Source organism: Microbacterium sp., assembly GCF_041641055.1.
Classification (GTDB): Bacteria; Actinomycetota; Actinomycetes; order Actinomycetales; family Microbacteriaceae; genus Microbacterium.
Genome location: NZ_JBEPZB010000005.1, coordinates 16,817 through 39,275, shown reverse-complemented (window position 1 = coordinate 39,275; position 22,459 = coordinate 16,817). Strand labels below are relative to the sequence as shown.

General features: G+C 69.3%; 22 protein-coding genes and 1 tRNA gene. 12 read left to right on the top strand and 11 right to left on the bottom strand.

What is annotated here, in order from left to right; translation table 11 throughout:
- Positions 1-70: 70 nt before the first annotated feature.
- Entirely contained in the window at positions 71-844 is a 774-nt protein-coding gene (locus ACESK8_RS04620; protein ID WP_372967489.1) for an ABC transporter permease, read from the bottom strand.
- Complete coding sequence (locus ACESK8_RS04615) at positions 841-1,905, bottom strand: ATP-binding cassette domain-containing protein (RefSeq protein ID WP_372967488.1); 1,065 nt, start codon at positions 1,903-1,905, stop codon at positions 841-843. Before ACESK8_RS04615 ends, ACESK8_RS04620 begins: the two co-directional genes overlap by 4 nt.
- Positions 1,906-1,966: 61 nt before the next feature.
- Between ACESK8_RS04615 and ACESK8_RS04610 the strand changes: the two genes are divergently transcribed.
- On the top strand, positions 1,967-2,950 hold the full coding sequence (locus tag ACESK8_RS04610) for a helix-turn-helix transcriptional regulator (protein ID WP_372967487.1): 984 nt from the start codon (positions 1,967-1,969) through the stop codon (positions 2,948-2,950).
- Here ACESK8_RS04610 and ACESK8_RS04605 read toward each other — a convergent pair.
- Complete coding sequence (locus ACESK8_RS04605; protein ID WP_372967486.1) at positions 2,939-3,904, bottom strand: hypothetical protein; 966 nt, start codon at positions 3,902-3,904, stop codon at positions 2,939-2,941. The genes ACESK8_RS04610 and ACESK8_RS04605 overlap by 12 nt on opposite strands.
- Positions 3,905-4,062: 158 nt before the next feature.
- Between ACESK8_RS04605 and ACESK8_RS04600 the strand changes: the two genes are divergently transcribed.
- A tRNA-Met gene (locus tag ACESK8_RS04600) sits at positions 4,063-4,138 on the top strand.
- 156 nt (positions 4,139-4,294) lie between these two features.
- Here ACESK8_RS04600 and ACESK8_RS04595 read toward each other — a convergent pair.
- Positions 4,295-5,167: a hypothetical protein gene (locus ACESK8_RS04595; protein WP_372967485.1), complete on the bottom strand. Its 873-nt coding sequence runs from the start codon at positions 5,165-5,167 to the stop codon at positions 4,295-4,297.
- Entirely contained in the window at positions 5,145-6,224 is a 1,080-nt protein-coding gene (locus ACESK8_RS04590) for a hypothetical protein (protein WP_372967484.1), read from the bottom strand. Before ACESK8_RS04590 ends, ACESK8_RS04595 begins: the two co-directional genes overlap by 23 nt.
- A gap of 737 nt (positions 6,225-6,961) precedes the next feature.
- On the opposite strand from ACESK8_RS04590, the gene arfB reads away from it, so the two are divergent.
- A complete protein-coding gene (gene arfB / locus ACESK8_RS04585; RefSeq protein ID WP_372967483.1) occupies positions 6,962-7,402 on the top strand; it encodes an alternative ribosome rescue aminoacyl-tRNA hydrolase ArfB in 441 nt (146 codons plus the stop codon).
- A 3-nt stretch (positions 7,403-7,405) separates the two neighbouring features.
- Here the strand turns inward: arfB and ACESK8_RS04580 are convergent, their stop codons facing one another.
- Both ACESK8_RS04580 and ACESK8_RS04575 read right to left on the bottom strand, forming a co-directional pair.
- Positions 7,406-9,481: a bifunctional lysylphosphatidylglycerol flippase/synthetase MprF gene (locus tag ACESK8_RS04580; RefSeq protein WP_372967482.1), complete on the bottom strand. Its 2,076-nt coding sequence runs from the start codon at positions 9,479-9,481 to the stop codon at positions 7,406-7,408.
- Positions 9,482-9,485: 4 nt separating this feature from the next.
- Positions 9,486-10,238, bottom strand: coding sequence for a hypothetical protein (locus tag ACESK8_RS04575; protein WP_372967481.1), 753 nt, complete (start codon positions 10,236-10,238; stop codon positions 9,486-9,488).
- A gap of 114 nt (positions 10,239-10,352) precedes the next feature.
- Here ACESK8_RS04575 and ACESK8_RS04570 point away from each other — a divergent pair, with 114 nt between their 5' ends.
- On the top strand, positions 10,353-11,423 hold the full coding sequence (locus tag ACESK8_RS04570; protein ID WP_372967480.1) for a sorbosone dehydrogenase family protein: 1,071 nt from the start codon (positions 10,353-10,355) through the stop codon (positions 11,421-11,423).
- Positions 11,424-11,447: 24 nt separating this feature from the next.
- On the opposite strand, the gene ACESK8_RS04565 is transcribed toward ACESK8_RS04570, so the two are convergent.
- Positions 11,448-12,425: an oxidoreductase gene (locus tag ACESK8_RS04565; RefSeq protein ID WP_372967479.1), complete on the bottom strand. Its 978-nt coding sequence runs from the start codon at positions 12,423-12,425 to the stop codon at positions 11,448-11,450.
- A 48-nt stretch (positions 12,426-12,473) separates the two neighbouring features.
- On the opposite strand from ACESK8_RS04565, the gene ACESK8_RS04560 reads away from it, so the two are divergent.
- On the top strand, positions 12,474-12,938 hold the full coding sequence (locus ACESK8_RS04560; RefSeq protein WP_372967478.1) for a MerR family transcriptional regulator: 465 nt from the start codon (positions 12,474-12,476) through the stop codon (positions 12,936-12,938).
- Between the two features lie 3 nt (positions 12,939-12,941).
- On the opposite strand, the gene ACESK8_RS04555 is transcribed toward ACESK8_RS04560, so the two are convergent.
- Complete coding sequence (locus ACESK8_RS04555; protein WP_372967477.1) at positions 12,942-13,610, bottom strand: DsbA family protein; 669 nt, start codon at positions 13,608-13,610, stop codon at positions 12,942-12,944.
- Positions 13,611-13,691: 81 nt separating this feature from the next.
- Positions 13,692-14,063 (bottom strand): hypothetical protein, encoded by a 372-nt coding sequence (locus ACESK8_RS04550; RefSeq protein WP_372967476.1) that lies wholly within the window; start codon positions 14,061-14,063, stop codon positions 13,692-13,694.
- 133 nt (positions 14,064-14,196) lie between these two features.
- Between ACESK8_RS04550 and ACESK8_RS04545 the strand changes: the two genes are divergently transcribed.
- Genes ACESK8_RS04545 through ACESK8_RS04535 form a run of 3 tightly spaced genes read left to right on the top strand, consistent with a single transcriptional unit; the run spans position 14,197 to position 17,114 of the window.
- Positions 14,197-14,565 carry a PLDc N-terminal domain-containing protein gene (locus ACESK8_RS04545; protein ID WP_060927254.1) on the top strand — a complete coding sequence of 123 codons (369 nt, stop codon included), beginning with the start codon at positions 14,197-14,199 and terminating at the stop codon, positions 14,563-14,565.
- Positions 14,562-16,226 carry a 2-succinyl-5-enolpyruvyl-6-hydroxy-3-cyclohexene-1-carboxylic-acid synthase gene (gene menD, locus ACESK8_RS04540; RefSeq protein WP_372967475.1) on the top strand — a complete coding sequence of 555 codons (1,665 nt, stop codon included), beginning with the start codon at positions 14,562-14,564 and terminating at the stop codon, positions 16,224-16,226. Before ACESK8_RS04545 ends, menD begins: the two co-directional genes overlap by 4 nt.
- 45 nt (positions 16,227-16,271) lie before the next feature.
- The gene (locus tag ACESK8_RS04535) at positions 16,272-17,114 is read left to right on the top strand and encodes a polyphosphate kinase 2 family protein (RefSeq protein WP_372967474.1); all 843 of its coding nucleotides are present in this window, start codon (positions 16,272-16,274) and stop codon (positions 17,112-17,114) included.
- Between the two features lie 162 nt (positions 17,115-17,276).
- Here the strand turns inward: ACESK8_RS04535 and ACESK8_RS04530 are convergent, their stop codons facing one another.
- On the bottom strand, positions 17,277-18,533 hold the full coding sequence (locus tag ACESK8_RS04530; protein WP_372967473.1) for an isochorismate synthase MenF: 1,257 nt from the start codon (positions 18,531-18,533) through the stop codon (positions 17,277-17,279).
- Between the two features lie 59 nt (positions 18,534-18,592).
- Between ACESK8_RS04530 and ACESK8_RS04525 the strand changes: the two genes are divergently transcribed.
- Genes ACESK8_RS04525 through ACESK8_RS04510 form a run of 4 tightly spaced genes read left to right on the top strand, consistent with a single transcriptional unit; the run spans position 18,593 to position 22,409 of the window.
- Complete coding sequence (locus ACESK8_RS04525) at positions 18,593-19,156, top strand: hypothetical protein (RefSeq protein ID WP_372967472.1); 564 nt, start codon at positions 18,593-18,595, stop codon at positions 19,154-19,156.
- On the top strand, positions 19,153-19,872 hold the full coding sequence (locus ACESK8_RS04520) for a class I SAM-dependent methyltransferase (protein ID WP_372967471.1): 720 nt from the start codon (positions 19,153-19,155) through the stop codon (positions 19,870-19,872). The genes ACESK8_RS04525 and ACESK8_RS04520 overlap by 4 nt, the downstream gene beginning before the upstream one ends.
- 44 nt (positions 19,873-19,916) lie before the next feature.
- Positions 19,917-20,978, top strand: a complete 1,062-nt coding sequence (locus ACESK8_RS04515; RefSeq protein WP_372967470.1) for a polyprenyl synthetase family protein — start codon at positions 19,917-19,919, stop codon at positions 20,976-20,978.
- 57 nt (positions 20,979-21,035) lie between these two features.
- Entirely contained in the window at positions 21,036-22,409 is a 1,374-nt protein-coding gene (locus tag ACESK8_RS04510; protein ID WP_372967469.1) for an FAD-dependent oxidoreductase, read from the top strand.
- The last annotated feature ends 50 nt before the right edge of the window (positions 22,410-22,459 follow it).

The window sequence follows — 22,459 nt, the reverse complement described above, 5'->3', positions numbered from 1 at the left end:
GCGCCATCCGCCGCCAGAGCGGGAGACGACGGACCGGTCCCGCGCCGCTTCGTCCGGGTTCGCCGGGCGATCAGCTGCTGCGACGGATCGCCCGCACACCGACCGCGAGCCCGACGACGGCCACGGCCAGCGCCGACAGCCATCCCCACAGCACGGTGATGTCGCCGAGGTCCCCGGCGAACAGCGCGCGCTCGGCCTGGACGACCCAGTTGACGGGGTTCACCGAGGCGACCGCCCGCATCCAGGCCGGGCCGTCGTCGAGGGGCAGGAGCATGCCGGAGAGGATCAGCAGCGGGAAGATCAGCGACTGCTGCACTCCCCAGAACAGCCATTCGCGATCCTTGGTGGCGAGCGCGAGCGAGTACGACAGCGAGCCGAGTCCGACTCCGAAGACGGCCAGCAGAGCGAGTCCGATGAGAAGTCCGGGCAGGTCGATCGCGAAACCGAACGGCCAGGCGATCAGCACGATGACGAGGGCCTGCACCACGATGGGCGCGATCTCCTTGAGCGCCCGGCCGACGAGCAGGGACGAGCGGGCGAGCGGGGCGACCAGGGTCCGCTCATGTGAGCCCGTCATCATCTCGTACTGGAGGTTCGAGCCGGTGGCGCCGGTCCCGAACAGCACGATCATCACCAGCACTCCGGGCACGAACCAGGCGAGGGTCTCGCCCGCGGGCTGACCGGATCCGCCGATCAGCAGCGGTGCGAACAGGCCGAGGAAGACCAGCGGCTGCAGCAGGCTGAAGATCAGGGTGAAGGGGTCGCGCAGCACCGGCCGGAGCTCGCGGGTGAGGACGTTCCTGGTGTCGCGCACGAGATTCGGGCGCACGAGCGTGTCGGTCATGAGAGGGCTCCTGTCTTGTCGGCGGTCTTGTCGGTCGCGTCGGCGTCGGTGTCGGCGTCGGTGTTGGCGTCGGTGTCGGATGCGTCCGCACCGCCCTCGCCCGCTTCGCGCAGCGTGCGACCGGTCAGGGCGAGGAAGACGTCATCGAGGGTGGGCGGGACTCCGGTCGCGCGACGGACGAGGATGCCGGCGGCATCCAGCTCCCGGACGATCACGGGCAGCAGGCGATCGCCGTCCGGCACGGCGAGGGAGAGCGAGTCGCCGTCCAGCGACACCTCGGCCGTGCTGAGGCCGGCGACGACAGGGCGGGCGCTCGCGGCATCCGCGTCGCTCGCGAAGCCGAACGTGAGCACGTCGCCGGCGAGGGTGGCCTTGAGGGAGGTGGCATCGTCGTCGGCGATGATCCGGCCCTTGTCCATGACCATGACGCGCTCGGCGTACCGATCGGCCTCCTCGAGGTAGTGGGTCGTGAGGAAGACCGTCGTCCCGTGCTGGGTGCGCAGGTCGAGGATGTGCTCCCACAGGTTCGCCCTGCTCTGCGGATCGAGTCCTGTCGAGGGTTCGTCGAGGAAGATCAGCGGCGGGGCGTGCATGAGTCCGAGCGCGATGTCGAGTCGCCGCTTCTGGCCTCCGCTCAGCTGCTGGACCGACCGCGTCGCGAACGACGCGAGGTCGAGCGATTCGATCAGCTCGTCGGCACGACGGATGCTGTCGCGTCGCGTCATGCCGTAGAAGGCGCCCTGACTGAGCAGCTCATCCCGCACCCGCTGCGAGAAGCTGCCGCTGGTGAGCTGGCCGACATATCCGATGCGTGCGCGGACGCCGGCGGAGTCCGTGCGGATGTCCTGGCCGACCACGCGTGCGGTGCCGGAGGTCGGCGGGATCAGTGTGGTCAGCATCCGCAGGCTCGTGGACTTGCCGGCGCCGTTCGGGCCGAGGAAGGCGACGAGCTCGCCGCGGACCGCGGTGAAGGAGAGATCGGTGACCGCGTCGACCGACTTCTTCTTGACGGTGAAGACCTTGGTCAGGCCCTCCGATTCGATGATGTTTTCGTGGGACATGAGGCGAGCGTAGGAAGGAACCAGGACAGATCCTGTCCGCGATGTCTGCCAATCTGGAGGCATGTCCGACACCACCACTCGCGCTCTCGCACTGCTCAACCTGCTGCAGACGCATCGGCACTGGCCGGGCGCCGAGCTCGCGACACGTCTCGGCGTCACCGAGCGGACTGTGCGGCGCGACGTCGACCGACTCCGTGAGCTCGGCTACCGGGTCGAGTCGATCCCGGGTGCCGCGGGTGGATATCGGCTGGAGGCGGGCAGCGCCGTGCCCCCGCTGCTGCTCACCGATGACGAGGCGGTGACCATGGCGATCGGGTTGCGTGTCGCGGCGACGCAGCAGCTGGTCGGCGGGCCAGAGGTGACCCTCACCGCCCTCGCGAAGCTCGAGCAGGTGCTCCCGTCGCCGTTGCGCCGCCGTGTCAACGCGCTCGCGGCGTCCGTGCAGTCCCCTCGTATGGGCGACGGGCCGGTCGTGTCGCCCGTCGTGCTGGGAGAGATCGCGCTCGCCACGCGCGACCAGGAGCGCCTGCGTCTGCGCTACGTCGACCGTGAGGGCTCCGAGAGCACCCGCCGGGTGGAGCCGCATGCGCTGGCCCCGTCTGGGCGCAAGTGGTTCCTGCTGTGCTGGGACCTCGACCGCGCCGATTGGCGGACGTTCCGCGTCGACCGCATCGAGGCCGTCGAGCACACCAGGGTGCTGTTCGACCGCCGCCCCCTCACACCGGAGGAGATCGACGAGCGCGTGCTCATCGCCGCCTCATGGTCGCCGCAGAAGATCGAAGCGGATGCCGTGATGGAGCTTCCCTTCCCCGCCATGCAGGAGATCTTCGGGCCCTGGTCCGACGGTGCGACGCCGGACGGCGAGACCCGCACGCGCTGGCCCTTCGGCGGGTCGGACTGGCGGGAGGCGATGTACGCGCTGCTGTGGATCCCCGAGGGGGTCGAGTACACGACGACGTTCCCGGAACCCGAGCGCACCGCGCTCAGGGAAGCGCTGGGTCGGTTGCAGAGGGCGCTCGACGCACCGCCGTCGTCACGTCCGTGAGGCCGCCCGGCCGATGAGCGACGGCGCGTTCGGATCGTCCCAGCGCTGGAAGGTCTGCACCCACCAGAAGACCGCGAACAGCACGAGCGCAACGGCCTCGCCGATCAGCACGACGGGAGTCTCGCCGAACACCTGCCGGAACAGCAGAGCGGCCACGAGCACCACGAGGTCGACGATGAGCAGGCCGGCGATCCAGCGGTAGATCGCGCGCTGGCGGGGCGAGGGCGGTGTCTCGCCCGGCTCCACCGGACCGCCGGCGTGCAGGATCGGAACGGCGGCGAAGACGCCGAAGAACAGCAGGGTCGCGGCGAAATGGATGCTGCCCACGGGCCAGAGGTTGAACGGGAAACCGTCGTTCAGGGCGGGGGAGAAGGCGAGCACGGTCATGGTGGCCGCGGTGACGAGCGCGATGATCGACACCAGCGTCGCCGACCGGGCACTGCCGCGTGCGGCGACTCCCGGGGCGTCGCGCGTGCGGGGGTGGCGACGGATCACGGCCATCGTGACGACCACGACGACGACCACCACGGCGTAGACGGCGATCCCGGCCTTGGCGCCGCCCACGTACTCGGTCGGGATGCACTCCGATGCCGTCGGGCACGGGATCTCGCCGACCGCGCGGGTGTCGGCGATGCCCGTGGGGACGATCGCGATGAGCGGTGCGAAGATCGCGCAGACGTCGAGCAGGGTCGTCGAGCGACTGCGGCCGGAGAGCGCGAGCAGCGCGATGGATGCCGCCATCAGCGTCCCGACGAAGACGTCGCGCGCCGGAGTGTAGAACGCGTGGCTGATCGAGGAGAGCGGGCGCCAGCCGAACAGCAGCGGCTCCCAGGACACGACGATGCTCTGCAGGGCGACGCTGAGAAGAAGCGTGAACACGATCAGGACCAGCGACAGGCGCAGGTAGCGGTGGGTCTTCAGGCTGGTGGGGGCGAGGTCCTCAGCGACGGCCATGAGGCGACCGTACACCGCACGGACGACAGGGGCGGATGCCGTACCGACGGCCGGGCGGATGACGCCGCGTGACGGCATCCGTCATCTCGCGACTCACTGTGTCAACCCCCGCAACGTTCCTGGCCTTCCGGTCGGCGGACCGGTAGCGTCGGTCTCATCGCGGCGATCCGGGCGGTCCCGGGCCACAGTTCATACCTGATGGCGTTGCGGGTTCGACTCCCGCCGTCGCGTCCACTTCCTGGGCGTCTGCCCGTACCTCGCCGACACCCTTCGGGAAGAGCAAAGTGCACACAGCGACGATCGCACCGATCATGAGGACCCCATGAGTGACACCACCGCACGCACGGAACGCTAGTTGCTGTGGAAGACCGCTCTACAGAGAATCCTCGACTATTCCGCCACGCACTGTAGTTCCTCGATTGCCTTGACGAGGTCTGCGGCGAGAAACGACACGGACTGCGAGACGAATGCGGGATCGCCGATTCCTTCTTCAGCGCGGCCAGCCATCGTTGACCCTGTCGCTTCTGGGCCTACCACGAACAGTTCGCGAAGATACTCGAGCGCCTTGATAGTCACGCGACCAGCGAGTTCGTCCGAAGTGAGCCGAATCACGGTCCTGGCGAGCTCGTCCGTGGGTGCGTCGACAAGGATTCGATAAATGTCGTGAGCATCCTTATCGACGAGCCGGTCGGGACTCCGGAGGGCCCGCTCGCCCAGCTTGTGTAGCTTCGCGACAAGAAGGGCCGCCAGTCCCGCCACACGTACACGGTAGACGCGGGAATCCAAAGGATCGAGTGCCGCAACGTCGAGCACAGAATTGTCGACGAGTGCCGCCTCAAGGCCGACGGCGCGCCTGGTCGCACGACGGCTGTGCGGCGGAATGCGGGCTCCGCGGGTACCCGCCGCTCCCGGGCCGGATAGCGCCTCGGGGACCATCAGGTCTACCGGGATGCCGACTGGGTTCATCCACTCACCCGGATTCCCGGAGAACGGGTTGGGGTAGAAGCGCGCACTCGTCATCGCCTCCTCGACCTTCGGGTCTTCGGCGAGCTCCCGCGGGTCAAGCGCGAGATCGCTGTCCTTGGTAGCCTCGGCAAGTGCAACGGGTGAGGCCTTCGTCCGCAGGTAGATCGCCTGTGCACCGATGACAATGACGGCATCACGCTGAGCCTCAAGCGCCCCAAGTGCATCGAGGAGCGCGGATCGTGCCGCGACCAGCAGGTCTTTGCGACCTAGCGGGCTATCGGCGCCAGACTGGTTCATTGCGCGACATCCAATTGATAAGTTCCTCGGCCTCTGAGGGGCTCCGGCCCGGGCCTGTCAAGAGGTCGACCGCGACCTGAGATAGGGCCGCCATCGTCATTCCATCCCACGCGTCCGCCCGCTCGAAGACCACCTCATAGGTCGGCTGTGCAAGCACGACATTTGTGCCGCTTTCGGCGGGGCGCAGATCCCAGGCATCAGCAATCTCGTCGGAGGATTCTGCATAGACCATCAGCGAGCGAGGCGGGGCATAGGGTGCCCGTCGGGAAGCCGCGACGGTGCTCGTAATCGCGTAGCGAAGGTCGCTGGTCTCGCGTGCGCGCGCCAACACGTCGTCGATGCCGCGTGGCGCGATCCATTTGCTGGTCTGATTAGTGCGCGTGAAGCTGTAATCGGCACTCCATCGCCGCAGAATTGACTGCCAGTCGCGCGCGACAACACGACTGTTGGCCCGCTCGACCAAGCCTTCCTCCTCCAAGAACTCGACGACGCGGTAGGTTGCGCCTGTGGATGCTCGCGATACCTCAGCGAGGTCACGCATCGACCATTCGCGATCGAAGTCGATGAGCGCACGCACCACTTTGGCCGCCGGCGCCCCCTTGAGTGTCCCCTTTGGTCGACCCGGCCCCCGCCATGGGTCGCTATCCGCGCCTCGACTGAATACGAACAGGCCTGGCCAAGTCAGACTTACTCGCATGTTGCCAGTTGCATCAGCCCAGGAGAGCCCGGCATCAGTCAACCTGTCTCGAACGGTCGCTGGGAGATAGCGTGCCATCACAATGAGGTTCGAGCCTGATGACCCGATGTGCGAGCCCGCGCCTTCGGCGATCGTTGCAACGTCCCGGCCTTCAATGATTCGTTTCGCCTCGATGGGGACGATTGCGGCCGCGCCGCTTGGTGCGCGCACTGTCAACTCGGCGTCGTTGCGCCGGAGCGGCCCGACGGCGGGCGGCGCGACAAGTTCGCCCGACCAGCTCGGCGGCAGCACCTCAAGCAGGCGTCGCGTAGCTTCACGCACTACCTCTGCTTCAGGCATCGGAGTTGGGGTGGCGGCCATGATCATTCCCTCGTTCGGAAAAAAGACTACCTCATAACGCGGCGGAGGCTCATATTTTTCCGAACATGGCTCCTCGCGCAACGCTTTGCGTTGATGAAGGGCCAGAGTGGTTCCAGTCGTTGCAGGCGTGCGGCCGCCTCATTGTCAAACTTTAGTTGCCGCGTTCGGGAAATCGATGCTCTCACGCGGTTGCGGAAATGCTGCAATACGCGAACACAGTCCGGAGATCGTGCTCTAGTTGCACACATCCGCGAAGGACGCCAAGATCCCGCCTGCGCTACCGACTGCTGATGGTTGCGCGGGTGGCCCCCTCGCACCTGGCGCCGCGACTCGCCGCGCGGCGGCCGAGGTCCATCCGTGCCGCCCGCGGCGCGTCTCGATCGTCGGATCCGAAAATTCCTCGCCGTATCTTGTCGCAACTTCATCGCGTGCCCGTCCGAGTCTTGACGTTGCTATGCCGTGCCAGATGTTGAGCTAACGATCACAAATTGCGCGGTTCAAGAGCTTTCGGTCATCCGCACGCTCTTCCAGGAGACGGCGAGCTGCCCCGGCAGCGACCTCGGTGCAGAACTTGTGGGGAGCTGAGTTGATCGGGAGTCCCAAGATCGTCACCGCGTCGTCGCGAAGTGAGACCTCCGCGGGATTGTCCCCGCCGATCGATCGACTCCTAATTCCGTAGATAGCTGAACCGTGAAGACCCGCTCGGACACGTCCGCCGTATCGGGGATGATGGATCCATGGCCGCCCCTCATCGCCCCGGACTGCGGATCTCGTCAGGCCTGACGATCCCCGAGGCCGAGCTGTCGTGGCGGTTCTCGCGGTCGTCCGGCCCGGGCGGGCAGGGCGTCAACACGGCCGACTCGCGGGTCGAGCTGCTCTGGGATGCGGCGGGGAGCACCGTGCTCACCCCGCACCAGCGCGAGCGCATCCTCGATCGCCTCGGCGGCCGACTGGTGAACGGCGTGCTGACGATCGCCGCGTCCGAGCACCGCGCGCAGCTGCGCAACCGGGATGCGGCGCGGGAGCGGCTCGCCTCCCTGGTCGCCGAGGCGCTCCGGCCGCCGTCGCCGACGCGCCGACCGACGAAGCCGAGCCGTGGCTCGACGGAGCGGCGGTTGAAGGCGAAGCAGCGACGCACCGACGTCAAGCGGCTCCGCAAGCCTCCACGCGACGGCTGAGACTCATTCCTTCCCGCCGCGCACCAGCTCCAGTCCGGCACCCGCGAACTGCCGCAGCGTGGCATCCGGCAGGAACGCCCGGGTGAGTGCTGTGCCGATCGCCGCGAGATCGCTCTCGTCGCGGAACAGCAGGTACATGGTCTCGTAGCGAGGGTGGAACTTCTGCTTGAAACGGTGCAGCGAGCCGAACCCGTAGACGGGCTCGAGCGCTTCGGCCAGGCGCTCGCTCAGGGCGGCGATCATGCCGGCATCCGGCGGATAGTCGTGCGCGAGCGGAGCGCCGGAGAGGGACATGATCTCGGCGGCCTCCTCCGAGAACGTCTTCGCGGATGAGCCGATCAGGAACTCCATGACCGGCGCGAAGCCGCCGTCGCGACGCCGCATGAGATCGAGGGTCCACCCGCGCACCGCGCCACCCTCGGCGTAGACGGGCAGCCAGGAGAGGAAGCCGTCGACATCGCCGTTGGGGGCGATCGCCAGCGCGAGCCGGACCTCCGGATCCTCCGCCTCCTCCAGCGTGCCGAGCGTGAACCGCATCTCGGGGAGGTCCTTGTCTCCCACCCACGCCTCCGAGATCGCCCTGAGCTGCTGCTGCACGCCCCACGACTCCGCCTTCAGCTGCGTCATCCGGAACGTCATCTCATCACGCCCTGCCCTGTTCAACGAGGTCCGCACCGAGTTCCAGCGCTTGCCGGTGAATTCGAGCCCCGGCAGATCGACGATGGTGTCGTCGGCGACCACGATGCTGCGCCAGGTCGACGGCACGGCCTGACGTGTGGCCTCGTCCGCACTGAAGAAGCACGGTACGAGCCCCGCGTTCTCGGCCGAGCGGATGAACTCCGTGACGGCGTCGGCGCGACCGTCCGGCCTGCCGATGGGATCCGCGAGCGCGAGCGCCACTCCACTGCGACGCTGGAATGCGACGATGCCGTGCGCCGAGCGGGCGTAGCTGTTGCCGTCCCAGGTCGACATCCAGGAGAGGGTGCCACCGCCGTGCGTGCGCAGGGCGCTCTTCACCTCGTCCACCGTCGGAGCCGGCGGTGCGCCGAGCAGCGACTTCCGCCTGGCCCGGAACGCCCGCCGCACCGCGACCAGGTACACGAGCAGCACCGCCCAGAGGAAGCCGTTCGCGACCGCGAGCTCCGTGTCACCGTCCCATCGGAGGTCGACCTGCGCCTGCGAGAAGACGGTGATGAGTGTGACCACGAGTGCCGCGACCAGGATGTTGAAGAGGCCGAGCAGGATCACGAGGACCCACGACCAGCGGCGGCCGCGGCGCAGTCCGTTCACGAGCACGCCGATGACGACGAGGTCGATCGCCAGATCGATGAAGCCTCCTGACGCGGACTCCGTCGGCCCGAAGGGGCCGTCCGTCGCGACGAGTGTCGTGATGATCTCGATCGCGCCGAGCACGAGGAGCGAGATCGTGGCGATCAGGCGCTGCTCCCGCACCGTGGTGCGCTGCACGCGCAGCGTGCGGTCGACGACGAGGATCAGCAGCACGGCGAGCAGATGCTCGAGATCGGCGAGTGCGCCCCAGAACAGCATCGCGACGAAGACGAACCCGAGCAGCACGAGCCAGCCGCGCACTCGCCACGGCGCTCTGAAGAGACCGATCGCTGCAGCGATGCATGCCATCGTGCCGCCGGAGGCGCCGACGTCGAGAGCCTGAGCCTGCTCCTGCGCCCAGGCCCACGGCAGCTGGGATGCGAAGAAGAGCACCAGCGCCGTGGCCAGGATCGCGAAGAGCTGACCGACCCAGTAGTAGGCGAGCGCCACCCTGGTGCCCCGGCGGAACTCCAGGAACGCCATGCCCCAGAATCCCGAGATCGTGAACACGTACACCCACGGTGCATTGACGAAGAAGGTGCCGGTGAACGGAGTCCACCACTTGCCCTCGGCGAGGTTGGGCAGACCGTACGCCACCGCGCCGAACAGCTCGCTCTCCTCGAACGGCCGCCACAGGCCCTGCCAGATCACGCCGACCGCGATGATCAGCGCCATCATGGTCAGGGTCGCCGGAATCCGTCGCAGGACGGTGAGAGCGGCGGGCGATGCGGGGGTTCGCGCCTCGGTCATGCGCTCAGCGTAGTGACCGGCGGGCGCCTTCCGGCGTGCTGCGCCGGGGCACGTGATGATTCCACGCCCAGCGGAAGCCCACACCCCCGAAGGTCATGAAGCCGGCCGCGAGCAGCACGCCCGCGATCGAGCCGAAGGTGACCGCGGCCGCGAAATCTCCCCCACCGGCGATGATCGCCGACCCGACGAGCAGACCCACGACGCACGCGTTCACGACGATCAGCAGCATCACCGAGCTGCCGAGCAGGATGCTCACGCCGCGCGGTCGCAGGAAGGAGTACGTCCGCTTCATGCCCGGTTCGTCGTCGAACGGCGACGCGAGGAACACCTCCTCCACGACCGGATCCAGGTCGACGTACGCGCCGCGGATGCGGTTCATCGCGACGACGTACATCATGTCCTCCTCCGAGACGTTCATCACCCGCACCTGGGTCATGAAGCCGATGAGGGAGAGAAAGGCGAGGATCGCGAGTGAGGCGCCGCCGAACCATCCGCGGAAGTCGGACGCCTGCCCCAGGAGCCCGATCGTCACGAGACCTGCGGAGACCAGGGTGAGGAAGATCGTGATCCGCGACAGCACTTCGCTCTGCGCCGTGCTGCGGGCGGCGAGCAGGCCCCAGTGCTCGGTCGCGAGCAGCTGGGCGCGCCGCCCGAGCGCCGCATCCGATTCGCTCGGTGGCGGTGTGCTCTCGTCATCGGATGCCGGGGGCTGCCCACGTCCGGGGGTGGGGTGCTCCAGCGAAGAGCCGTCGCTCATATCGGTATTGTCCACCTCGCGGCGCCGCGCCGATACGGCCTGTCTCGACGGCGATCCTCCGCGCTCGCCGCAGCAGCGCTGTCGCTCGACGGCGATCCGGCGTTGGATGGACGTATGCCGCTCGCTCGCTCGTTCGCCGCCGCTCGTCCGCCTCGTCGCGCGGTCCTCGCCGCGGCATCCGTCCTCGCCCTGATGGCTCTGGCCTCGTGCTCCACCGAGCCGACCGCCACATCAGTGCCGGCGCCTGAGTCGTTCGTCGAGGGCCTCGACGTGCCGTGGTCGATCGCTTTCCACGACGGTGTGGCTCTCGTCAGCGAGCGCGACAGCGCCCGCGTGCTCGAGGTCGCCGAGGATGGCGAGACGCGGGAGGTGGGGATCATCGACGGCGTCACGCCGGGAGGCGAGGGCGGTCTCCTCGGACTCGCCGTGCACGACGGGGAAGTGTACTCGTACTCCACCGCCGGAAGCGAGAACCGGGTGGAGCGCAGACCGCTGCTCGGAGCCGCCGGGGGACTGTCGCTCGGCTCCGCCACCACCGTGATCGACGGCATCCCCGCCGCCGGGAACCACAACGGGGGTCGGATCGCCTTCGGGCCCGACGGGATGCTGTTCATCACCACCGGCGATGCCGGAGACCGGGAGAGCGCGCAGGACCTCGATTCACTCGGCGGGAAGATCCTCCGGCTCACTCCCACGGGCGGGATCCCCGACGACAACCCGTTCGAGGGGTCACCCGTCTACAGCTACGGGCATCGCAATCCGCAGGGCATCGCCTGGGATGCGGAGGGCAGGATGTTCGCGACGGAGTTCGGACAGGACACCTGGGACGAGCTCAACGTCATCGAACCCGGTGGCGACTACGGCTGGCCCGCAGTGGAGGGCATCGCCGAGGACAGCGCGTTCATCGATCCCGTGCAGCAGTGGCGGCCGGACGCAGCGAGTCCGAGTGGCATGGCGGTGACCGGGTCCGACATCGTGATCGCGAACCTGCGCGGCGAGCGCCTGCGCATCGTGCCGCTCGACGACCTCACCGCGAGCACGGAGCAGTTCACGGGGGAGTTCGGACGACTCCGAGACGTCGTCGTCGGTGCCGGTGGCACGTTCTGGATCCTCACGAACAACACCGACGGGCGGGGCAGTCCCGCCGAGGGGGACGACCGCATCCTCCGTCTCGGCCGGGACTGAGCGGCGCTGCGCCCAGCGGACGCCTCAGAACCCGTCGACTCCGGTGGCCGTGACCGACAGCGCCCAGAGCCGCTCCGCGGCCTCGGGATCGATCGCCCACTCCTTCACCCCTCCGGTGGTCATGTCGCTGTGCTCGGGCGGGACGATCCCCTTGATCGAGCAGTCCTCGCAGTACGCACCGCTGCGGGGCACGAGCTCGGCGGCCGTCGCCGCCCAGAGACCGGTCGACGCACCCTCGGCCGGTGTCTTGAAGCGCGGGTTCGGGGTGCCGTCCTCGTCGATCCAGCCGCGCGAGAGCAGCTCCTCCCGGGGGACATGCCGCTGCAGCTCGGTCATGATCCCCCCGGGATGCACGGAGAACGCGAGGATGCCGCGTTCCGCTCCCCGCCGCGCAAGCCCGACCGCGAACAGGGCGTTGGCGGTCTTCGACTGCCCGTACGCGACCCAGGGGTCGTACGGCGTCGTGGCGAAGCCGATGTCGTCGAAGAGCACCGGCGAGCGGAAGTGACCGCCTGAGGAGTAGGAGATCACCCGCGCGCCGTCGGACAGCAGGTCGGCGATCCCGCCGACGAGCGCGAAGTGGCCGAGATGGTTGGTGCCGAACTGGGACTCGAACCCCTGAGCGGTGTGCGCGAACGGAGTGGCCATGATCCCGGCGACGTTGAGGACCAGGTCGATCGGCCGACCGTCGTCCCGCACGGATCGCGTGAACGCCGCGACGGAGTCGAGGTCGCCGAGGTCGGCGGCCCTGACCTCGACGTCGGCGATCCCCGCCAGAGCCTGCTGCGCCACCTCCTGACGACGGGCCGGGACGATGACGTGCACGCCGGCATCCGCCAGCGCTCGCACCGTCTCGAGGCCGAGACCGGAGTATCCGCCGGTGACGATCGCGGTCCTGCCTGCGAGGTCCGTATTCGCGATCACCTCGGCGGCGGTGGAGCGGTAGCCGAACGGTGACGCGAGCGGCTGCTGACGGGCGGTCATGTCGAGAGGAGCTGTCATGATTCGACCGTACGATCTAGAGTGCACTCGAAGTCAAGGAGGCCACGGATGGACGAACCGATCGACACCGCACGCACCTACAGCATCGGCGAACTCGCCCGGCTGGCCGGCGTCTCGGTCCACACGCTGCGGTGGTACGAGTCCGAGGGACTCTTCCCTCGCGACGTGCCGCGCACGCCCGGTGGACGCCGGGAGTACGCCCACGACTCGCTCGCCTGGCTCGCGCTGCTCGGGCGGCTGCGCGAGTCCGGGGCGCCGATCGCGGTGCTGCGCGACTATGCCGCGCTCGTCCGTGCCGGCAGCGGGAACGAGGCGGACAGGCTCGCTCTGCTGCGTGCCCACGAGCGCTCGCTCGACGCGCAGATCGAGACGCTGATCGCCTGTCGTGAGGTGATCCGCGGCAAGAGCCTGGCATATCAGGAGGCGCTGGTCGCTCGGGGGATCGACCCGTTCGCTGCGGCGGGTTCGGCCGTAGATGAGGGTGTGGACGGCGTGGTGGCCGCCGCCGGCTGACTCTCAGTCGTTCACGCCGCGCTCGCTCACGGCCTTCTCGATCGCGATCTCGAGATCGCCCCAGGCCTCGAGAACCACCGGCTCGCCGTCGATGAAGAAGCTCGGGGTGCTGCGGACGCCCAGCGTCTCGCCGTCGCTCTTGTCGGCCTGGATGCGCTCGAGCGTCGCGGGGTCGGCGACGGCCGCGTCGTAGGCGGCGAGGTCGAGCCCGAGCGACGCGGCGAGGTCGCGGAACACCTCCGGCGTCTCCTCCGACTGCTCGCCCCACTCGCCCTGCGTCTCGAACAGCAGGTGGTACATGTCCTCGAACCTGTCCTGCTGGGCTGCGGCTTCCGCCGCAAGAGCGGCCTGGGTCGAGTTCACGTGTCCAGGAAGCGGGAAGTAGCGCACCACGTACGTGATGTCACCGGCGTATCGGCTCCGCAGGTCTTCGACGAGGGGGTAGAAGGCGCCGCATGCCTCGCACTCGAAATCGAGGAACTCGACGACGGTGACCGCATCCGTCCCTCCGTCGTCGAGGACGTGCGAGTCGGTGCGGACGGTCTGCAGCCGTTCTCCCCCAGGAGGGGCCGGGTCGGCGGACTGCTGGGTGATGGCGATGACGATTCCGACGATCGCGAGCACGATCGCGACGGCGATGGCGACGAGGGTCGCCTTGACAGGGGTCTTCATGGAGTTCTCCGACGGTGAGGTTCAGGCAGGAAGGGGAATGCCGCGGCACGGCGGGAGTCGCCGATGATCGGCGTGCCTGACTCAGGTGCGGGAGAGGGAGAGCTGCGTGAGCGTCAACGCCGGCACGCTCCGGCGGGGTCCTGCGCGGGGTGGAGCGGAGGTCCGCTGCGGCGACTCGAGACGGAGGAGCGCCGCGCCGCCGCCCAGGCGCACGAGAAGCAGCGCGAGCAGGAAGCCGCAGAAGGCGGCGACGACGGCGAGCCCGGTGTCGGACGAGGGTGCATCGACCACCGAGGTCTGGCCGTCGTGGTGGCCGGAGGTCGACGTCGCGGAGGATCCCGAAGCGATGCACAGGGCCGCATGCGCATCGGCCTTGCCGTGGGACGTGGACCACGCGCCGATCACGAGCAGCACCGCGACACCGAGAGCGAGGGCGACCCGGAGGATCAGCATCCGCTCACCGCCGCGCTCGTGCGGAGGAATCGACGGGCAGGCATGATCCGCGCAGTCTAACAATCCGCTCCGTCTGAGGGGAGGACGAAGCTGCGGCAGAGCCGCAGCTCCCCGGCCCGCCTACACTGGAGGGGTGGCGAGACTGTTGATCGTGGGCGGCTTCCTGGCCGCCATCTTCTGGGTGTACAGCATCGTCGACTGCGCGGTGCAGCCGGCGACGCGGCACCGCGGCGTGCCCAAGGCCGCCTGGATCGCCATCGTCGTCATCATCCCCGTCATCGGCGGCATCCTCTGGTTCACGATCGGCCGCCGCCGCGCCAACGACTCCAGCGGCGAGATCCGGCTCATCGCTCCCGACGACGACCCCCAGTTCCTCCGCAGCATCAGCAAGAGCGAGCAGGATGCCCGCATCCGCCGGCTCGAGGAGGAGCTCGCCCGCCTCGAGGACGAGACCGACGACGGAACCACGCACGACGGCACCACGCCGGATCCGCGTCCGTGACGGCATCCCCGGCGACGGATGCCGCGGCATCCCTGATCGCAGACCTCATCGGCCACGGGGTGCGCGACCTCGTGCTCTCACCGGGGTCGCGATCGCAGGCTCTCGCGCTCGCCGCCGTGCACGCGGCGAATGAGGGGGCGCTGCGTCTGCACGTGCGCATCGACGAGCGCGTCGCCGGATTCACCGCCCTCGGGCTCTCGCGGGAGACGGGAGTCCCCGCGGCGGTGCTCTGCACGTCGGGCACGGCTGCGGCGAACCTCCTCCCCGCCGCCATGGAGGCCTTCCACTCCGGCGTCCCCCTGCTGCTGCTCACCGCCGATCGTCCGCCCGAGCTCCGCGGGGTCGGGGCGAACCAGGCGACGTCTCAGCCAGGGATGTTCGCCCTCTGGGTGCGGGAGCAGATCGACGCCCCCGTGCCGGGCGAGGGCGACTGGTCCGGTCTCGCCGCTCGTGTGGTGTCCGTCGCGCGGGGAGCGGACGCGCCTCACGGCCTCGCCGGTGTGCAGGGCCCGGTGCATCTGAACCTGCCGTCCCGCGAGCCGCTGTCCGGTGACCTCCCGGTGCTCCCGCTCGTTCCCGGCGAGCCCCCCAGCCGGAGCCTCGCCGAGCCGCTCGTGCTCTCCCGCGGACCGCGGACGGTCGTCATCGCCGGGGCGGATGCCGGAGCGGATGCCGAGGAGATCGCCCACGCCGGGTCCTGGCCGCTCATCGCCGAGATCGTCAGCGGTGCGCGGTTCGGGCGTCGGATCGTGCACGGGTACCGCGCCCTGCTCGCCGACGACGAGCTGGGCGGTCGGATCGAGCGCGCGGTCGTGCTCGGCCACCCGACACTGAGTCGTGAGGTGGCCCGTCTGCTCGCCCGCACCGACGTCGACGTGATCGCGCTGCGGCGCGGCGGCGAGGACCTGAATCTCAACGGCCGCACCACGGCGACGGCATCCGTCTCCGTGGCTCCCGGGCCGGCGGACCGCGAGTGGCTGAGTGCGTGGATGGCGGCCTCGGCCGCGCAGGTTGTCGATCTCAGCGAGCGTGCCCCCGACACCGACGGCCTCTCCTCCACCGACGTCACCGCGCGTCGCCACGCCGTCAAGGCGGAGCTGGAAGCGGTGCGCCGCCCGTTGGATCGCGCGCTCCTCGTCGACGCCGTATGGCGGGCGACCTGGCCGCACGATCGCCTCGTGTTCGGCTCCTCGCGCCTCGTCCGTGTGGCGGACGCTCTGCTCGGTGGCAAGAAGGTGCCGGTGCACGCCAACCGCGGCCTCGCCGGGATCGACGGCACGATCGCCACGGCGACGGGCATCGCGCTCGCGAGCCAGGCGGGCGGAGCGCCGGGGGTCACGCGCGTGCTGCTCGGCGATCTCGCCTTCCTGCACGACATCGGCGCCCTGTTGCTGCCGCCGGACGAGGCGGAGCCGCGGCTCCAGGTCGTCGTCGGCAACGACGGCGGCGGCACGATCTTCGACGGTCTCGAGGTCGGGGAGACCGCGGCGAGGGCCGACCTCGACCGCGCCTTCTACACGCCGCACACCGTGCGCCTCGAGCAGCTGGCCCTCGCCTACGGGTGGGAGTACCACCGCGTCACCACGCGCACCGCGCTCGATCAGGTGCTGACGACGCCCGCCGCCGGCCGTCAGCTGATCGAGGTTCCGCTCGACCGCTGATCCCGCCACTGCCGCCGTCGGGGTGCGCGGTGGCAGGATGAACGCATGACAGCGCATGAGTGGGCCAAGATTCTCCGGGTCGGCGAGGGATTCCAGCTCTCGGAGGTGGACCCGCGGAGCACCCCCGGGTACTCCGGGGCGAAGGCCGACGGGAAGCGCGACCTGGCGACGGGGCTCGACGAGCTGAACGAGCTGCAGGAGCGGCTTTTCGCCGAGAGTCGGGTCGGGGCCACCCAGGACTCGGTGCTGCTGATCCTGCAGGCGATGGACTCCGCAGGCAAGGGCGGCATCGTGCGTCACGTCGTCGGAGGGGTCGACCCGCAGGGCGTGGCGCTCACCGCGTTCAAGGCACCCACCGACGGGGAGCGCCGGCACGACTTCCTGTGGCGGATCGAGCGGCGACTTCCCGAGCCGGGGTTCATCGGTGTCTTCGACCGCTCGCACTACGAGGACGTGCTGATCGGGCGGGTGCGATCGCTGGCGTCGGCCGAGGAGATCGAGCGCCGTTATGACGCGATCAACGCCTTCGAGGCCGAGGTCGCAGCCGCGGGGACGAGGATCGTGAAGGTGATGCTGCACATCTCGCCGGAGGAGCAGAAGGCGAGATTGATGGAGCGGCTCGAGCGGCCGGACAAGCACTGGAAGTTCAACCCCGGCGACGTCGACGAGCGGATGCTGTGGGACCAGTACATGGCGGCGTACCAGACGGCGTTCGAGCGGACCTCGACTGCTCAGGCGCCCTGGCACGTCGTGCCGGCCGATCACAAGTGGTACGCCCGCCTCGCGGTGCAGGAGCTGCTGCTCGACGCGCTGCAGCAGATCGATCCGCAGTGGCCGGCCGCCGACTTCGACGTCGAGGCCGAGAAGAAGCGCCTCGCCGCGAGCTGACCCGTTGGTCGGCTCTCCACAACTCCGGAGATTCGGTCACGAACCGGACTGCACGCCCCTCCGTGCGGCTCTGCTCCACCGTTCTCCGGAGTTGTGGAGCGCGTCGGGCCGCGATAGTGGAGCGCGTCGCGCCGAGACAGTGGAACGCGACGGGGCCGGGACTCAGGCGAGCGCGTCGACCAGCGGGCGGAACTTCACGCGTGTCTCGAGGAGCTCCGACTCCGGATCCGAGCCCGCCACGATCCCCGCGCCCGCGTAGGCCGTGACGGCGACGTCGTGTTCGGCGGGGGAGAACTGCGCGCAGCGCAGGGCGATCGCCCATTCGCCGTTGCCGGCCGCGTCGACCCAGCCGACCGGTCCTGCATAGCGTCCTCGGTCGAACGGCTCGAGCTCCCGGATGGCGGCGATGGCCGCTGCGGTCGGAGTGCCGGCCACGGCAGCGGTCGGATGCAGCGCGCCGATCAGGTCGAGTGCGGAGCCGCCGTCGGCCAACTCGCCCTCGACGTCGGTGGCGAGATGGAAGAGGTTCGGCAGCTTCAGCAGGAACGGCTGCTCGCTCGCCGCGAGCGCCCTCGTATGCGGACGGAGCGAGGCGAGCACGCTCTGCACGGCGTACTCGTGCTCGTCGAGATCCTTGGTGCTGGAGGCCAGATGAGCGGATGCCGCGGTGTCGGCGTCCGCATCAGCGCCACGACCGATGGTGCCGGCGAGGACGCGGGCCGTGACGGTGCGCTGCTGCACGGTCACGAGCGTCTCGGGGCTCGCGCCGATCAGTCCGTCGACCGCGAACGCCCACGTGTCGGGGTAGCCGGTCGACAGCGCGCGCACCAGGCGGCGCAGATCGGAGCCGGCCGGAATGCTCCCGGTGAGGTCGCGGGCGAGCACGACCTTGCTCAGCTCGCCGTCCGAGATGCGTCCGAGCGCGCGGCGGACCGAATCCTGGTAGCCCTGGGGGCTCTGCGCGCCGGGCCCGACGGTGCCTGCCCAGTGCGGTCCGTAGGGTCGGACCTCGGGCACGGTGGCGGCATCTGCGGCTGCGGGCGTGCGGCGGATGCGGGTGATCCAGCTGCGTCCGCGGTGTCGGCCGATCACGGTCGCGGGCAGGACCAGGATGCTGTCGGACGCGGAGGACTCGTCGAACGTCAGGGCGCCGAAGGCGACCAGGCCGGTGCCGGGGAGGGCGAGTGGGTCATCGATCTCGGCGCCGTCGGTGAGGTCGCGCCATGCGGCGGCGATCGTCGCCGAACGGAGCGACTCGGCACCCGCTGACACACGGATCGTCTCGACGACGTCGTCGCCCACCGCGACGATCCCGTCTCCCCGTCGCAGCCACGCGAGGGGCCGTGCCGGATCGGCGAAGGCCAGGAGATCCTCGATCGGATCGATCTCACGGGTCTCGACGACCAGCCTGCTGCTCACGTCTTCAGCCTAGTTCGTCGGCGATCCGGCACGTCCCAGGTGGTGCCTAGGCTGTGTCCATGAACGAGGCGCGGCCGGCCCCCGGCACCGAGATGGTCTTCCAATGGCGCAAGTGGGACGGTTCGGAGCACTGGCGGCACGAGTGCGTCTATCTCGGATCCGATGAGTGGGGCGACTGGATCGGCCAGCCCGTGGGCTGGCGCAGCGCCCGCCCCGGAGCGTCCTTCGTGGCGGCGGGGCCGAACGTGACCCTCGTGCCGAGGCAGACGGACTTCGCGCTGACCGTGAACCGCGACCACCCGAAGGGCATGCGGATCTACATCGACCTCGGATGGGACGTGCGCTGGTCGGACGATCCGCTGCTCGCGGTCGGCATCGACATGGACCTCGACGTCGTGCGGGTCGAGGGCGAGCGCGGCACCTGGGTGGACGACCGCGACGAGTGGGCGGAGCACAGCGCGCAGCACGCCTATCCCGCAGACGTCATGAGCAGGCTCGAAGACCTCGCCCTCGACCTCGAGCAGCGCGTGCGCGCTCAGATCGCCCCGTTCGACGACGCCACCGCAGATCCGTGGCTCGACCGCCTCGAGGCGCTGCACCTCGCGCCTAGACTGGACTCGTGACCCCGAACGAAGCAAACCGCGCCGACCTCGGCAAGGACCCCGCCCGCGTCAGCGGCATGTTCGACCAGGTCGCCAAGGGCTACGACCGTACGAACACCGCGATGACCGTCGGAAACGACGCGCTGTGGCGCGCCGCCACGACTCGCGCCGTCGCGCCGAAGCCCGGGGAGAGGATCCTCGATCTCGGCGCTGGGACGGCGTCGTCGTCGGCATCCCTCGCCCGCAGTGGCGCCGAGGTCGTCGCCGCCGACTTCTCGCCCGGCATGCTCGCCGAAGGCAAGCGCCGCCACGGCAGCATGCGCAACCTCTCCTTCGTGCAGGCGGACGCGACCGATCTGCCCTTCGCGGACGGCGAGTTCGACGCGGTCACCATGTCGTATGCGCTGCGCAATGTGAACGACCCGAAGAAGGCGCTGCGTGAGCTGCTCCGTGTCACCAAGCCGGGCGGTCGTCTCGTCATCAACGAGTTCTCCACGCCGCCCGGTGCACTGTTCCGCACCGCCTACCGGTTCTACAACTCGCAGGTGCTGCCGCGCGTCGCCCGCGTCGCCGGCACCAACGGCGACGCCTACGACTACCTGAACGAGTCCATCCGTGAGTGGCCGGATCAGAAGAAGCTCGCGGCCTGGATCCGCGAGGCTGGCTGGACCGAGGTCGAGTACCGCAACCTCTCGTTCGGCATCGTGGCGCTGCACCGGGCCTTCAAGGCCGCGTGAGCGGCGCGGCGAACCGGTGCCCCCGACGACGGTAGGCTGAGACTGTGACTTCGAGCCGCGTTGCCCCGGGTTCGCGACTGGCGAGCCGTCTCGGTTTCAGCGACCGTGTCTTCATCGGCACCGCAGGTCGGCGCATCGCGCAGGCGATCGAAGACGGACTCGAGCGTGTCGAGACCGGCCTCGCCGACGACGTGCGCGTCGCCGATCCGCTGGCCGACGCCGCGAGTCGCTACCTGTACGAGGCCGGGGGCAAGCGCATCCGGCCCGTGCTGACGCTTCTCGCCGCTCAGCTCGGCGACGGCAACACCGAGCAGGTCATCGACGTCGCGAAGGCGCTCGAGATCACCCACCTCGGCTCGCTCTACCACGACGACGTCATGGACGGCGCCGACCGGCGTCGGGGCGTCCCGGCGGCGCAGACGGTGTGGGGCAACAACATCGCGATCCTCACCGGAGACATCCTGTTCTCGCGTGCGAGCCAGCTGATGTCCCGTCTCGGCGAGCGGGCGATCCGCCTGCAGGCCGACACGTTCGAGCGTCTGGTCCTCGGACAGATGCACGAGACGATCGGCGCTCAGCCGGACGATGACCCCATCGAGTTCTACATCCAGGTGCTCGCCGACAAGACCGGCTCGCTGATCGCCGCGGCGACGCAGGGCGGCGTCATCTTCTCCAACGCGCCGACAGAGTACGAAGAGCCGCTGCGCGTCTACGGCGAGAAGATCGGCGTGGCGTTCCAGCTGCTCGACGACGTGATCGACCTGTCGGCGAAGCCGGAGGACACGGGCAAGGTCCCCGGCACCGATCTGCGCGCCGGTGTGCCGACCATGCCGTACCTGCTGCTCAAAGCGGAGCGCGACGACGCGTCGACCGACCTGGCCGTGCGCATCGACGAGGGTGTCGCCCGCATCGCCGACGGTGAGGACCCGGCGATCCTCGACGGCCCGCTCACCGAGCTGCGCGACCATGCCAGCACCCAGAAGACTCTCGCGCTCGCGCACTCCTGGACCCAGGATGCGATCGACGCGCTCGCCCCGCTTCCGCGCGGCACCGTGCGCGAGGCGCTCACCCGCTTCGCAGAGACCCTCGTCGAACGCTCCAGCTGAGGTGCCGCGGCTGACACGCCGCGCCGCCGGACGTGACGGCATACGAAAGGACCCCTTATGACCAAGCTCAGACTGGCCATCGTCGGAGCGGGCCCCGCCGGCATCTACGCCGCCGACATCCTGCTGAAGGCGGAGCGGAAGTTCGATGTCTCCATCGATCTCTTCGAGCAGCTCCCGGCGCCGTACGGCCTCGTGCGCTACGGCGTGGCGCCCGACCACCCCCGCATCAAGGGCATCATCAACGCGCTGCGCGACGTGCTCGACCGCGGCGACATCCGCCTCTTCGGCAACGTGCGCTTCGGCGAGGACATCACGCTCGACGACCTCAAGAAGCACTACAACGCGGTGATCTTCGCCACCGGAGCGATCCGCGACACCTCGCTCGACATCCCCGGCATCGACGCCGTCGCCTCGTACGGCGCGGCGGACTACGTCAGCTGGTTCGACGGCCACCCCGACGTGCCGCGCGAGTGGCCGCTGGATGCGGCGTCGGTCGGCGTGCTCGGCAACGGCAACGTCGCGCTCGACGTGGCTCGGATGCTGGCGAAGCACGCCGAGGACCTGCTCGTCACCGAGGTCCCCGAGAACGTCTACGAGGGTCTCAAGGCCAGCGCGGTCACCGATGTCCACGTGTTCGGCCGTCGCGGTCCGGCGCAGGTGAAGTTCACGCCGCTCGAACTGCGAGAGCTCGGCGAGCTCCGCGACGTCGACATGGTCGTGTACGACGAGGACTTCGACTACGACGAGGCATCGAAGGATGCCGTCGCCAGCAACAAGCAGGTCATGGTCATCGACCGCATCCTGCAGTCGTGGCGCAAGCGCCCGTCCGTCAACAACGCGGGAGGCACGGCATCCCGTCGCCTGCACCTGCACTTCTGGGCGCGTCCGGTGGAGGTCCGCAAGGATGAGGCCGGTCGGGTGGCCGGTCTCGTCTACGAGCGCACGAAGCCGGACGGCCAGGGCGGAGCCGTGGGAACCGGTGAGATGCGCGAGGTGCCGCTGCAGGCGCTCTACCGCGCGATCGGCTACTTCGGTTCGCCGCTTCCGGGTGTGCCGTTCGACAAGAAGCACGGCGTCATCCCGAACCGCGAGGGCCAGGTGCTGGCGAAGGATTCCAACCAGCAGATGACCGGCATCTACGCGACCGGCTGGATCAAGCGCGGCCCCGTGGGTCTCATCGGGCACACGAAGTCCGACGCGATGGAGACGGTGCGCCACATCATCAACGACCAGGGGTCGTGGTGGCACCCGGAGGACCCGTCCGAAGAGGCGATCCCCGCACTGCTGCGCGAGCGGGGGGTGCGCTGGACCGATCTCGAGGGCTGGCATCGCCTCGACGAGCACGAGGTGTCCCTCGGTGCCCCGCAGGAGCGCGCTCGCGTCAAGGTCGTTCCCCGCGACGAGATGGTGCGCGTCTCCCGAGGAGAGTGACCGTCACCGGATCGTTGTGATCCGGGTGCGGGTCGCAGGGAGCGCTCGAC